Source organism: Paracoccus aminovorans (assembly GCF_900005615.1).
Lineage (GTDB): Bacteria > Pseudomonadota > Alphaproteobacteria > Rhodobacterales > Rhodobacteraceae > Paracoccus > Paracoccus aminovorans.
The window spans coordinates 1,350,253-1,363,328 of the sequence record NZ_LN832559.1; the positions used below are offsets into that span (position 1 = coordinate 1,350,253).

Here is a 13,076-nt window from a genome sequence, read left to right on the forward strand (position 1 = left end):
GGCGGCCCGACACGCCGCCCCTGCCTTTTTTTCCGTTTCCCAAATACCCAATGCCGCCCGCGCCATCGGCCCGAACGGCGAAAGCTCATCCCTGCTTCGCCGCCCGCGCCCGGGCGATGGCGCCTTCCAGCCCGTCAGCCGGCATGCCGCGCAGCATCTCGCCCTCGATGATGAAAGTGGGGGTGCCCATCACGCTCATCTGCTCCGCCAGCTGCCGGTTCTTGCGGATCACGGCCGAGACCTCCTCGGTGTTCATCCGGTTCAGCACCGTCTTGTCGTCCACGCCCAACTCCCCGGCAAGCGCGGTCAGGCTTTCCAGGTTCACCGGCCCGCGCGATTCCATCAGCGCGTCATGCGCCTTCTTGTAGGCCTCCGGCCCCGCTTCCTGCTGGACGGCCACGGCAAAGCGTGCGGCCAGGTCGCTTTCCTGGGTCAGAATCGGGAATTCCTTCAGGATCCAGCGGATATTGCCGTCGGCCGAGATCAGCTTCTCCAGGTCCGGGTTCACCTTCTTGCAGACGCCGCAGCGATAGTCGATGAACTCGACCAGGGTCACGTCGCCCTGGGGATTGCCGCCGATCCAACTGTGGCCGTCGTTGAAGATGGCCTCGCGGTTGTTCTCGACCAGCAGAAGATCGTTCTTCGACTCGTCGGCCAGCCGGCGCTCCTCCAGCACGTTGATGGATTCGACCAGCACCTCGGGATTGGCCATCAGGAACTCGCGCACCGCCTGGCCGAAGGCGGCCTTCTCGGCCTCGTTCATGTCGGCCGGATCGAAGGCGAAGGCGGGCAGGGCGGTCGCCGTCAGGGCGGCGGCGGTCAGGATGGCTTTCATCGGGGGTCCTTTCATCTTGGCGCGAAGATTGGCCCGCCGGGCCGCCCCTTGCAAGCGATGCGTCCCGGTTTCACGCGGGCTTGACCGGCAAAGCTTGACCCGACCGGCCGCAGGCGTGATACCCGGCGCAAAACCATCGAGGCAGACATGAGACAATCCCGCCGCGGGCAGGTCGATCCCTTCATCGTCATGGATGTCATGGAATCCGCGCGCCGGGCCGAGGCCGCCGGCCGCCATATCGTGCATATGGAGGTCGGCCAGCCCTCGACCCCGGCGCCGCGGGGCGCGCGTCGCGCGCTGGCCGCCGCGCTGGAACAACCGCTGGGCTATACGGTCGCGCTTGGCCTGCCGGAGCTGCGCCGGGGCATCGCCGGGCTTTACCGGCGCTGGTATGGGATCGAGCTGAACCCCGATCGCGTGGTGGTGACGCCCGGGTCGTCGGGCGCTTTCATCCTGGCCTTTTCGGCGCTGTTCGATGCTGGCGACCGCGTGGCGCTGGGAGAGCCGGGCTATCCCAGCTATCGGCAGATCCTGCGCGCCCTGTCGCTGGACCCCGTCGGCATCCCGACCCGGGTCGAGGACCGCTACCAGCCGCGCCCGCAGGACCTGCCCATCGATGCGCAGGGGCTGATCCTGGCCTCGCCCGGCAACCCTTCGGGCACGGTGCTGCGGCGCGAAGAACTGGCGGCGCTGACCGCGCGGGCGGCGGAATTGGGGATGAATGTCATTTCGGACGAGATCTATCACGGGCTCGACTATGGCGCGGGCTTCCATTCCGCGCTTGAGGTGACGGACGACGCCTTCGTCATCAACAGCTTCTCGAAATATTTCAGCATGACCGGCTGGCGCGTCGGCTGGATGGTGGTACCCGAAACCATGATCCGCACCGTCGAGCGCATCGCCCAGAACATGTTCATCTGCCCGCCCCATGCCAGTCAAGTCGCGGCGCTGGCGGCGCTGGACTGTTTCCAGGAAGCCGATGCAAACCTTGCCGTCTACGCCGAAAATCGACGCCTGATGCTGGAGCGCCTGCCGCAGATCGGCTTCTCGCGCATCGCCCCGCCCGAAGGCGCCTTCTACATCTATGCCGATGTCTCGGACCTGACCAAGGACAGCCTCGGCTTTGCGGCGGAAATCCTTGAAAAGGCCGGCGTCGCCGTCACGCCGGGGCTGGATTTCGACCCGGTGCGGGGCGCGCGCACGCTGCGTTTCAGCTATGCGCGGGCCACGGCCGAGATCGCCGAGGGGCTCGACCGGCTCGCCGCCTTCATGGCGGCGCGATGAGGTGGCTCTGCGCCCTGCTGCTGGTCTGGCTGGCGCTGCCGGTGCTGGCCCAGCAGCCTTCGGCGCTGGCCAGGATCGATGCCGCGCGCTCGTCGCTGGTGGCCGAGGGACGCGACCGCGGCAAGCCGCGGCCGATGGAGCTGCGGTTGGTGCTGGACCAGCCGGTGCCCTATCGGGTCTATTTCCTCGACGGCCCGCCGCGGCTGGTGGCCGATTTTCGCGAAATCGACTTTTCCGGCGCCGATGCCGCCGCGCTGAGCGGCCGCGAGTTGGTGCCGGCGCTGCGCTGGGGCCGGTTCCGGCCGGGCTGGTCGCGGCTGGTGATGGAACTGCCAGGCCCCTATGCGCTGCGCGCGGCGGTGCAGGGTCCGGCCCAGGGCGGCGGCGCGGCGGTCGCCTTGCGGATCGAACCGGTCGGCCAGGATGAGTTCGCGCCCCGCGACAACGCGCTTTCCGCGCTCTGGGACCTGCCGGCGCCGGCCGCGGTGGCGCCGGTGCCGCGCCGAATCGCCGAGCGGGTGCTGCGCGTCGCCATCGACCCGGGCCATGGCGGCCACGATCCCGGGGCGCAGGTCGGCGCGATCTACGAGGCCGCGGTCATGCTGGGCTTTGCCCGCGAACTGACCGAGGTCCTGTCCCGCGCCGGTTTCGAGGTGGTGGCGACGCGCAGCGACGACAGCTTCGTGCCGTTAGAACGGCGCATGACCCTGGCGCGGGCGGGCAAGGCGGACCTGTTCATCTCGCTTCACGCCGACGCATTGCCGGCGGGCGAGGCCGCCGGCCTGTCGATCTATACCTGGAACCCGCAGGCCGACGACCGCGCCACCCGCGACCTGGCGATGCGCCACGACCGCAGCGACCTGGTGGCCGGGTTGGACCTGGCCGGCACAGACGACCAGATCGCCGACGTGCTGATGGACCTGGCCCGCACCGAGACCCAGCCGCGTTCCGAGGCCTTCGCCAAGTTCGCCGTTTCCGAATTGAACCGTGCCGGCATCGTCATGCACCGCCGGCCGGTGCGGGGTGCGGCCTTTTCGGTGCTGAAATCGCCCGATATTCCCTCGGTTCTGATCGAGCTGGGCTTTCTGACCGATGCCGGCGACCGGGCCAACCTCTTCGATCCCGAATGGCGCTCCCGCACCGCGCAGGCCATTGCGCGGGCGGTGGGGCTGTGGGCCCAGGACGACGCGGCACGCGCGGCGCTTTCCCGAAAGTAGCGCAAGGTTGCTTTGACGGGGGCCGCGGTGCTGTCTATAGAGACCCTGTTTTCCCCAGAGGCCTTGCCCCTTGCTGCGTTTCGTCCTGTCCTTCTTCGGCGCGATCTTTTCCTGGCTCGTGACCGCCGCCTTCTTCGTTGCCCTGACGCTGGGCGCGGTCTTCTGGATGTATACGCGCGACCTGCCCAGCCATGAGCAGCTGGCGCAATACGCCCCCAAGACCATCAGCCGGATCTATTCCGGCGAGGGCCGGATCATCGACGAATTCGCCGAGGAACGCCGCATCTTCGTGCCCATCGACGAGATTCCGCCGCTGGTGAAGGAAGCCTTCATCAGCGCCGAGGACAAGAATTTCTATCATCACCACGGCTTCGACCCGCGCGGCATGATGGGGGCGCTGGTGCAGGCCGTGCGCACGCGGGGCGAGAACGTGCGCGGTGCCTCGACCATCACCCAGCAGGTGATGAAGAACTTCCTGCTGTCCAGCGACCGCAGCGTCGAACGCAAGATCAAGGAACTGATCCTGGCCACCCGGCTGGAAACGACCCTGTCGAAGGACCAGATCCTGGAACTGTATCTGAACGAGATCTTCCTCGGCCAGAACAGCTTCGGCGTCGCCGCCGCGGCGCAGACCTATTTCAACAAGCCGCTGACCGAGCTCGCGCCGCATGAGGCGGCGACGCTGGCCGCCATGCCGCAGGCGCCCGGCCGCTATCATCCCGTCCGTGCCAAGGAACGGGTCACCGAACGGCGCAACTACGTCCTGCGCGAGATGTGGCAGAACGGCTATATCGACGAGGCGACCTATCAGTCGGAATCGAAGCTACCGCTGCGCTCGGTGCAGAACGGCGATTTCCCCGCCTTCCAGCAACAACTGCCGCCGCGCGACTATTTCACCGACGAGATCCGCCGCCAGCTTTCGGCGCAATTCGGCGCCGAAGAGTTCTTCTCGGGCGGCCTCGCCATCCGCGCCACCGTCGATCCGCGGCTGCAAAAGGTCGCGGCCCGGGCGCTGCAAAAGGCGCTGGAGCAATACGACCGCGGCCGCGGCATCTGGCGCGGCACCCGCGTGACCATCCCGGCCGAAAAGCTTGCCACCGAGGCCGATTGGCGCGCCGCCCTGGCCGAGACCAAGGTGCCCCGCGACATCGAGGGCTGGTTCCCGGCCGTGGTGCTGGCGCTCGGCGACACCGACGCGACCATCGGCATCGAGGACAACGAGGCGACCCAGACCATCCCCGCCAAGGACGTGCAATGGGCGCGAAAGCGGCTCTCGGACGGCAAGCTCGGCCCCAAGGCGCGGGTCGCCTCGGACCTGCTCGAGGTCGGCGACGTGGTGCTGGTCCGGCAAATGACCGACGACAAGACCGGCGCGCTGATCCGCTGGACCCTGCGCCAGGTGCCCGAGATCGAGGGCGGCTTCATGGCCATGGACGTGAACACCGGCCGGGTGATCTCGATGCAGGGCGGCTTCAGCTATCAAAGCTCGGTCTTCAACCGCGCCACCCAGGCGCAGCGCCAGCCGGGCTCCAGCTTCAAGCCCTTCGTCTATGCGGCGGCGCTGGATTCGGGCTTCACGCCCGCGACGATCATCGTCGACGAGCCGATCACCGTGAACACGCCGCAGGGGCTGTGGACGCCCAAGAACGCCAGCGGCAGGTTCTACGGTCCGACGCCGATGCGCACCGGGATCGAGCAGTCCCGGAACCTGATGACCATCCGCATCGCCCAGGACATCGGCATGGATACGGTGGCGAAATATGCCGAGAAATTCGGCGTCTACGACCATCTCGGCCATTTCCTCGCGAATTCGCTCGGCGCGCAGGAAACGACGCTGTTCAAGATGGTCGCGGCCTATGCCATGTTCGCCAACGGCGGCGAACGGGTGGAACCGACGCTGGTCGACCGCGTGCAGGACCGGCGCGGCCGGACCATCTATCGCCACGACCGCCGCGACTGCGTGACCTGCGGCCAGGCGACGCTGCCGGCCGGCGCCTCGCCGCAGATCGTCTCGAATCGCGAACGGGTGATGGACGCGATCACCGCCTACCAGCTGACCTCGATGATGGAGGGCGTGGTCAAGCGCGGCTCGGGCCGCGGCGTCAGCCTGCCGGTGCCGGTGGCCGGCAAGACCGGCACCACCAACGATGCCAAGGACGTCTGGTTCATCGGCTTCACCTCGAACCTCGTCGCCGGCTGCTACCTGGGCTATGACCAGCCGCGCACGCTGGGCTCGAACGCCTTCGGCGGCACGCTCTGCGTCCCGGTGTTCAACGAATTCATGAAGGAAGCGGTCAAGGAATTCGGCGGCACCGCGTTCAATGTCCCGCCGGGAGGGCATTTCGTCAACATCGACCGCTTCAGCGGCGCCATCCTCGGCCCCGACGCCAAGGGCGACAATGTCATCGCCGAATATTTCCGCGACGGCCAGGATCTCAGCGGCCTCGGCCTGGTCGATGGCGGCTTTGGTCGCGCCGACCCGGCGACGCTGCCGCTGTTCACCTCGGCCCGCGACGGCGGCCAGGCGGTCACCACCTCGACCGGCAAGAAGAAGGTGATCCCGAAAAAGGCCGATTTCGGCACCCTCTCCTCGGGCGGCCTCTACTAGGCTTCCCGGGCTTTCTCCGTTCCCAAATACTCTCGGGGGTCCGGGGGGCCGAGGACCCCCGGCAGCGGCCTTGCCCCGCGCGCATCCCTTGCCCGCGACGCGCGCCCGCGCTATCTGTCTGCGGTTCCGACCTGAAAGAGACCGACCCATGCGCGCCGAAACCCAAGCCACCATCGATGCGATCCGCAAGTCGCTGAAGCTTCTGGCGCAGCGCATGGATTGGGAAACCGCGCCGCACCGGCTGGAGGAACTGAACGCGATGATCGAGGCCGGCGACATCTGGTCCGATCCGGCCCGCGCGCAAAAGCTGATGCGCGACCGGCAGATGCTCTCGGATGCGGTGGAGACCTATCGCCGCATCGAGACCGAGCTCAAGGACAATGCCGAACTGATCGAGCTGGGCGAGGCCGAGGATGACGCCGAGATCGTCGCCGATGCCGAGGCATCGCTGAAGGCGCTGGCCGAGCTTTCGGCGCAGAAGGAACTCGAGGCGCTGCTGAACGGCGAGGCCGACGGCAACGATACCTTCCTTGAGGTGAATGCCGGCGCCGGCGGCACCGAAAGCTGCGACTGGGCCTCGATGCTGGCGCGCATGTATGTCCGCTGGGCCGAGAAAAAGGGCTACACCGTCGAACTGCTCAGCGAGACCGGCGGCGACGAGGCCGGCATCCGCTCGGCCGCCTACAAGATTTCCGGTCCGAACGCCTATGGCTGGCTGAAGTCGGAATCGGGCGTGCACCGGCTGGTCCGCATCTCGCCCTATGATTCGGCGGCGCGGCGGCATACGTCGTTCAGTTCGGTCTGGGTCTATCCGGTGGTGGACGACAATATCGAGATCGACATTCCCGACAAGGACATCCGCATCGACACCTATCGCTCGTCGGGCGCGGGCGGGCAGCACGTCAACACCACCGACTCGGCGGTGCGGATCACGCACCTGCCGACCGGAATCGTGGTGACCAGTTCGGAAAAGTCGCAGCACCAGAACCGCGCCAACGCCATGGCGGCGCTGAAGGCGCGGCTCTATCAGTTGGAACTCGACAAGCGCAATGCCGCCATCAACGCCCAGCACGAGGCCAAGGGCGATGCCGGCTGGGGCAACCAGATCCGCTCTTACGTGCTGCATCCCTATCAGATGGTGAAGGATCTGCGCACCGCACATGAGACCTCGGACACGCAGGGGGTGCTGGACGGCGATCTCGACGCGTTCATGGCGGCGACCCTGGCGCTGGACGTGGCCGGCAAATCCCGCGCCGAGGCGCAGGCCGAGGACTGAGCCCGCCGCGCCTGTGGCCCGGTCGCGGGGGGTATTTGGAAAACGGAAAGCCGGAAGCGTCCCGTTTGATGCTGCATTGCAGCATGATATGCTGCGAGTACGAAATACGGCCAAACCTCGGAGGCGACATGGCGGTCAAGCGCATCAATCTGGCCTTGCAGGGCGGCGGCGCGCATGGCGCCTTTGCCTGGGGCGTATTGGATCGGCTGCTGGACGAGCCCGAGATCGAGATCCGCGGTATCAGCGGCACATCCGCGGGGGCATTGAACGGTGCGGCCCTGGCGGCGGGGCTGTCCTGCGGGCCGGGTCGGCGTGGGCGTCAGGCGGCACGCGATAACCTGGCCTATGTCTGGTCGCAGGTCGGGCAGGTCAGCGACAATTCCATGGTGCGATGGCTGCATTCGATGTTTCCCGCGCCCCGGGCCTGGCAGCGGCTGACGGAGTTGTTCTCTCCCGTGGCGTGGCTGGGTTCGCTGACCCGTGTGTTCAGCCCTTACGATTCCGGGCCGTTTTATACCAATCCGCTGGCCGCCATCCTGCGCGAGATGCCGCATCCACGGCTGGGCCGCGAAGAGGGGCCGGCCTTTTTCGTCACCGCCACCAATGTCCGCACCGGTCTGGTCCGGGTGTTTGGCGGCGCAGAGGTGACGGTGGACACGATCCTAGCCTCGGCCTGCCTGCCGGAACTGTTCCGCGCGGTCGAGATCGACGACCCGAAGACGGGTCGGCGCGAGGCTTACTGGGACGGCGGCTATTCCGGCAATCCGGCGCTGTTTCCGCTGTATCGCGTCGACCTGCCGCGCGACATCGTGATCGTGAACATCAACCCGATGCTGCGCGAGGCGGTGCCGAAGACTCCGGCCGCGATCCAGGACCGGGTGAACGAGATCAGCTTCAATGCCTCGTTGCTGGCCGATCTGCGGGCGATCAATTTCGTCAAGAAGCTGCATGCCGAGGGCCGGCTTACGGGGCGATCGATGAAGAACGTGCTGCTGCATGCGATCATGGACGAAAGCCTGATGAATTCGCTGAGCGCGAGCACCAAGCTGATACCGGCCCCGGGGCTGCTGGCGCGCATGCATGACGCAGGGGTGGCTGCCGCCGAGCGGTTCCTGGAGAACGATGCCGGCAACATCGGCAGCCGCGATTCCTACGACCTGTCGAAGCTGTTCCATTAGCGCTGCTGCGGCAAGGGTGAAGGCTGGGCTTCACCATCGGATAAGCAAAATCAATATCTTATGAGTGATTCTGGCACCAAATTTATGCCAAATTCCGACAAAAGTTAACGTTACGTCAAGTTGGCATCTTAGGCAAACGCGGCCCCCCATTTTCGAGACTCACCAGCCCAGCAGAAAGGGCGAGGATCGCTCCCCGCCCTTCCAATCATCACCACTAAGTAAGGTTCTTGGTGCCGCGGACTCTGTTGCACCAAAGAGTTGATGGCCGGTTTTCCCCCTTTCCCCGGACAGATCTATCCCACGGCCTCTGTGACGGGGGTGCCAAGCGCGGTGTAACGGTTCAGAATAGCGATACGGACCTGAAGCTCGGCGACCTGTCGGTCAAAGTCCCGTGCCATGAGGCGCTGACCCAGCAGTTTCACACAGTGCATCTTCGTCTCGACGCGGCTTCGGGGGTGGTATCCACTCCATCGTCGCCAGAGGGCACGACCGAGGTATTTCGATGCCCGCAGAGCCTCGTTTCGTGCGCCCGCGCCGGCGGCGACTGTCTTCCAGGGTTTGGCGTTCTTGCGGGGCGGAATGACAGCGTCGGCGCCGCGGTCAGCGATGGCATCGTGGCATTTGCGGGTGTCGTAGGCGCCGTCTGCTGTGACGCGGCCGATCTGCTCGTGCGCCGGGATCTGTTTGAGCAGGTCGGGTAACACCGGCGCATCGCCGATGTGGCTCCCTGTGATCTCCACCGCCCGAACCTCCAGCGTTTCCTCATCAATCCCCAGATGGATCTTGCGCCAGACGCGCCGTTTCGGGCCGCCATGCTTGCGGGCGTGCCACTCGCCTTCGCCCTCGACCTTGATGCCAGTGCTGTCGATCAGCAGGTGCAGCGGCCCCTTGGACCCGCGATACGGTATGTTCACAGCCAGGGTCTTCTGGCGACGGGACAGGGTGCTGAAGTCAGGCACCGTCCAGTCGAGACCAACCAACTGCAGCAGGCTCTCGACGAAACCAGTCGTCTGCCTGAGCGCCATGCCGAAGAGCACCTTCATCGAAAGACACGTCTGAATGGCGGCATCGCTGTAGGTCTGCTGGCGGCCACGCCTGCCTGTCGGCGCGGCATCCCAGCTCATCTCGGGGTCGAACCAGATCGTCAGCGAACCCCGGCGCTTGAGCGCTTCATTGTAGGCTGGTCAGTTCCGGGTTCTGTATGTCGGGGATGCGGGTCGGCTCATGCAGACCAGCTACCGTACGGGTTTCATCAGATGAATCCATGACAGGATTTGTGCAACAGTGCCGCCCATTTCCATGCGCAGGGTCTGTCCATCGCCCAGATCGCCCGCAAACTGCGCATCTCCGATATCTCGGTCCGCACCTATCTGCGCCGCGAGGCCGAGAACCGCGAGCGACTGCGCGCTGATGCGGAGCGCCGCGCCAGAAAGAGGACGTGAAGCATGATTGAAGTCGAGTTCAACGATGCGGTTATCCGTCGTGCGTTTAAGGAGATAGAGGGCGTTTACCGACACTTCAGGCCTGATGAACGACCTTGGCGATTCGCTGCTTGCCTCAACGACAAAGCGATTCAAGGCTGGCGTGACGCCGGAGGAACCGCTTTCGCGCTGCGGTCGCCCGTGACGCTTGGGCACTACGACAAGGCAGGCGAGCACTACGGTAAGAAGCCGCTGTGGCGTCATGGTGACCTTTACGGCAAGATCCACATGCAGGCCGAAATGGACGCCGCGACGATTGGGTCAAACGCCATTCAGGCGGCGATGATGCAATTCGGCGGCCGCAAGGCCGAGCATCCGAACCTCTGGGGTGACATTCCCGCCCGGCCCTTCATCGGCCTGTCAGACGAAGATCGCAGCGACGTGTTGGAAATCATCGACGAGTGTTTGCAGCGCGCTGCGGGCTCGCCCGGGTAGTGCCGCAGCCACATTCGCAACATCTCCCGGACTATTGTTTGTAATCGGTTATTGTCAGCTATTCCCACGAAAAACAGGCTCAAACCTTTTGACACCGTAGATCAAAGGTTTTGACACATGACACCATCGAGGGACCGAAGGGGCGGGGGGCAGAGCCCCCGCCGCCGCGCAAGCCTCAGCGCGGGTCGTTCAGGTCGCCGTCGCCCAGAATCTCGTCGTCGTCGCCGAAACGGGCGTCGTCGTCGTATTCGTCCTCGCCCTCGCCGACGTATTTCGCCGACAGCGTGATCGAGTGGTTGTCGTGGCTGGGGTCCATGACCACGTCCGCGGGGATCTCGCCCGCCAGCCAGTCGCGGATCTCGTCCCGGGTCTCGGCGATCTCCTGGCCGGTCACCTCGGCGATATAGGCGATGAAGGCGCGCTGGTCGCCGTCGATCTCGTCAAGCTCGGCCTCGTCGGCCTCGGGCCATTTCTCGACGATCGCCTCGAAGAAGGCGGGCCAGTTGTCGCGGACATGCACCCATTTCATCAGTAGCCTCCTCCTCCTCCGATGCCGCCCTGCACCATGCGTGAGGCGCCCGAGATATCCTCGCCGACGCCGGCGACGGTGTTGCATCCGGCCAACGCCAGGACGGCCAGCAAAGTTGCGATCCGAACGGTTCTCATTTCTTCTCCTTCTGCCACCAGGTTTCCGGCATGAAGCCCGGCCAGTCCCCGTAAAGCGGCGTCTTTTCAGGGTAATCCAGACGCGAGGCATGGGCCAAGCGCGAAATGCGCGAATAGCTGACCGGGATCACATAGCGCCCGGCGGTTAATATCCGGTCAAGCGCCCTGACCGCGGCCCGGTAATCCTCGGCGCCGCCGGCATGGCCCATCTCGGCGATCATCGCCTCGGCGGCGGGCACGTTCATCCCCATCCAGTTCTTGCTGCCGGTCTGGGTCACGCCCTTGTGGCCCCAATAGAGCAGCTGCTCATTGCCGGGCGACAGCGACAGCCCGCGCTCGTACCAGGTCATGTCGAACTGATAGTTGTTGGTGCGCTCGACATATTGCGCGGCGTCGAGCAGCGTCACCTGCGGCCGGATGCCCAGGTTGCGCAGAGATTGCACGAAGATATCGACGATCTGCCGGGTCTCGGCGCTGGTGCGCATGGCGCTGCCGGACTGGTTCAACAGGATCTCGAAGGCGAAGGGGCGGCCTGCGGCATCGCGCAATTCGCCGTCCTGCACGGTCCAGCCGGCCTGGCGCAGCAGGTCCAGCGCGGCGCGGATGCCTTCGCGGTCGATGGCGCGGGTGCCGCCCTTGGGCAGGCTGTAGCCCTCGATGGTGCCGGGCGGCAGCTGGTCCGCGAAAGGCGCCAGCAGCTCGGCCTCGCGCCCGGTGGCCGGTCCGGGCTCCATCGCCAGTTCGGAGTTCGAGAAATAGCTGCTGATCCGGGGGTCCTTGCCGCCCGACAGCGTCATGTTGATGAAGCGATAGTTGAAGGCCTCGATCATCGCCTGCCGCACCCGCCAGTCGGCGAACAGCGGATTGCGCGTGTTCATCACCAGCCCGATGATCCCCGAGGGCCGCTGATGCGCGATCTCGGACTTGACCACGCGGCCGTCGCGGATGGCGGGAAAGTCGAAATCGCGGTCCCAGCGCGCGGCGACCAGCTCGCGCCAGACGTCGATCTCGCCGGCCTTGAAGGCCTCGAACATGGTCGAGGCATCGGCGAAATAGTCGTAGCGGATCACGTCGAAATTATACAGGCCGCGCGAGACAGGCAGATCGCGGCCCCAATAATCGGGGTTGCGCCGGAAGCTGATCGAGCGGCCCGGATCGACCCTGTCGATCACATAGGGGCCCGAGCCGACGGGCACCATCAGGCTGGAACGGTCGAAGTCGCGGCCCTGCCATTGCGCCTTCTTCAGGATCGGCCGCATCCCCATCAGCATGGCAAGCTCGCGGTCCGGGGTGTTGAAGGTGAAGCGGACCGAGCGCGGACCGGTCTGCTGCATCGTCGCGACCTTGGACCAGACGGTGGTATAGCGCGGGTGGCCCTTGGTCCCCAGCATCTCGTAGGACCACATCACGTCCTCGATGGTGACGGGCGAGCCGTCCGAGAACCGCGCCTCGGGCCGCAGGGTGAACTCGACCCAGGTGCGGTCCGGGTCGGTCTCGACGCTTTCGGCCAGGAGCCCGTAAAGCGTGAAGGGCTCGTCGATCGAGCGCGTCATCAGCGACTCGGTCAGAAGGCCGGGTTGAGTGAAGATCGGCCAGACCGGGTTGCCCATCAGGATCCAGGGATTGAGCGAATCGAAGCTGCCGGTCTCGGCCAGGCGAATCGTGCCGCCCTTGGGGGCCTCGGGATTGGCGTAGGGCAGGTGGTCGAAACCCGGCGCCAGCGCAGGTTCTCCATACATTGCAATGGCATGCATGGGCTCGGCGGGGCTTGCCAGCGGCATGGATGCAACACACACGCATAGCGCGATTCGCCGCCAGATCGCGGATTCGTTAGCAAATTTGAAGAATCGCATGCTCGTTTGCCCTGTTTTCCGGGTCGTTGGTCCTGCCCGCGGCCAGATTAGCCGCCCGTTCACCACGAGGCAAACTTACGCCTTGGACTCATGGGGGGAAAAGCGTATAGATAAGGCACTGCTCGATAGGTTTCTTGCCTGTATGAAACCTGCCTCATGACTTGCGCCCGCCTCGTGCGGGCGCTTTTTTTATGGGCTTTCCGGGGGCCGTCGGGCCGTCCTGGTCCAAACCGCCCGGGGGTG

At 65.6% G+C, this 13,076-nt stretch carries 10 protein-coding genes and 1 pseudogene; 6 read left to right on the forward strand and 5 right to left on the reverse strand.

The window, feature by feature from the left end; all coding sequences use genetic code 11:
• Nucleotides 1-85: 85 nt before the first annotated feature.
• Nucleotides 86-835 (reverse strand): DsbA family protein, encoded by a 750-nt coding sequence (locus JCM7685_RS06790; RefSeq protein ID WP_074969610.1) that lies wholly within the window; start codon nt 833-835, stop codon nt 86-88.
• Nucleotides 836-982: 147 nt separating this feature from the next.
• Here JCM7685_RS06790 and JCM7685_RS06795 point away from each other — a divergent pair, with 147 nt between their 5' ends.
• From JCM7685_RS06795 to JCM7685_RS06815, 5 genes are all read left to right on the forward strand, one after another.
• Nucleotides 983-2,119: a pyridoxal phosphate-dependent aminotransferase gene (locus JCM7685_RS06795; protein ID WP_074969612.1), complete on the forward strand. Its 1,137-nt coding sequence runs from the start codon at nt 983-985 to the stop codon at nt 2,117-2,119.
• Complete coding sequence (locus tag JCM7685_RS06800; protein WP_074969614.1) at nt 2,116-3,336, forward strand: N-acetylmuramoyl-L-alanine amidase; 1,221 nt, start codon at nt 2,116-2,118, stop codon at nt 3,334-3,336. The genes JCM7685_RS06795 and JCM7685_RS06800 overlap by 4 nt, the downstream gene beginning before the upstream one ends.
• A 70-nt stretch (nt 3,337-3,406) precedes the next feature.
• Nucleotides 3,407-5,944 carry a penicillin-binding protein 1A gene (locus tag JCM7685_RS06805; protein ID WP_074969615.1) on the forward strand — a complete coding sequence of 846 codons (2,538 nt, stop codon included), beginning with the start codon at nt 3,407-3,409 and terminating at the stop codon, nt 5,942-5,944.
• Between the two features lie 148 nt (nt 5,945-6,092).
• Nucleotides 6,093-7,220 (forward strand): peptide chain release factor 2, encoded by a 1,128-nt coding sequence (prfB, locus tag JCM7685_RS06810; RefSeq protein ID WP_062563715.1) that lies wholly within the window; start codon nt 6,093-6,095, stop codon nt 7,218-7,220.
• Nucleotides 7,221-7,348: 128 nt separating this feature from the next.
• Entirely contained in the window at nt 7,349-8,398 is a 1,050-nt protein-coding gene (locus JCM7685_RS06815; protein ID WP_074969617.1) for a patatin-like phospholipase family protein, read from the forward strand.
• A gap of 293 nt (nt 8,399-8,691) precedes the next feature.
• Here JCM7685_RS06815 and JCM7685_RS06820 read toward each other — a convergent pair.
• Nucleotides 8,692-9,624 (reverse strand): annotated as a pseudogene (locus JCM7685_RS06820) (IS5 family transposase).
• A 219-nt stretch (nt 9,625-9,843) separates the two neighbouring features.
• Between JCM7685_RS06820 and JCM7685_RS06825 the strand changes: the two are divergent.
• Nucleotides 9,844-10,314, forward strand: a complete 471-nt coding sequence (locus tag JCM7685_RS06825) for a phage virion morphogenesis protein (RefSeq protein ID WP_100526026.1) — start codon at nt 9,844-9,846, stop codon at nt 10,312-10,314.
• A gap of 175 nt (nt 10,315-10,489) precedes the next feature.
• Here the strand turns inward: JCM7685_RS06825 and JCM7685_RS06830 are convergent, their stop codons facing one another.
• From JCM7685_RS06830 to JCM7685_RS06835, 3 genes are read right to left on the reverse strand one after another with little or no spacing between them, the layout of a single operon-like run.
• Entirely contained in the window at nt 10,490-10,843 is a 354-nt protein-coding gene (locus tag JCM7685_RS06830; protein WP_074970865.1) for a hypothetical protein, read from the reverse strand.
• Nucleotides 10,843-10,980: a hypothetical protein gene (locus tag JCM7685_RS19835; RefSeq protein WP_170848986.1), complete on the reverse strand. Its 138-nt coding sequence runs from the start codon at nt 10,978-10,980 to the stop codon at nt 10,843-10,845. The genes JCM7685_RS06830 and JCM7685_RS19835 overlap by 1 nt, the downstream gene beginning before the upstream one ends.
• Nucleotides 10,977-12,833, reverse strand: coding sequence for an extracellular solute-binding protein (locus tag JCM7685_RS06835; RefSeq protein WP_074970867.1), 1,857 nt, complete (start codon nt 12,831-12,833; stop codon nt 10,977-10,979). The genes JCM7685_RS19835 and JCM7685_RS06835 overlap by 4 nt, the downstream gene beginning before the upstream one ends.
• Nucleotides 12,834-13,076 lie beyond the last annotated feature (243 nt).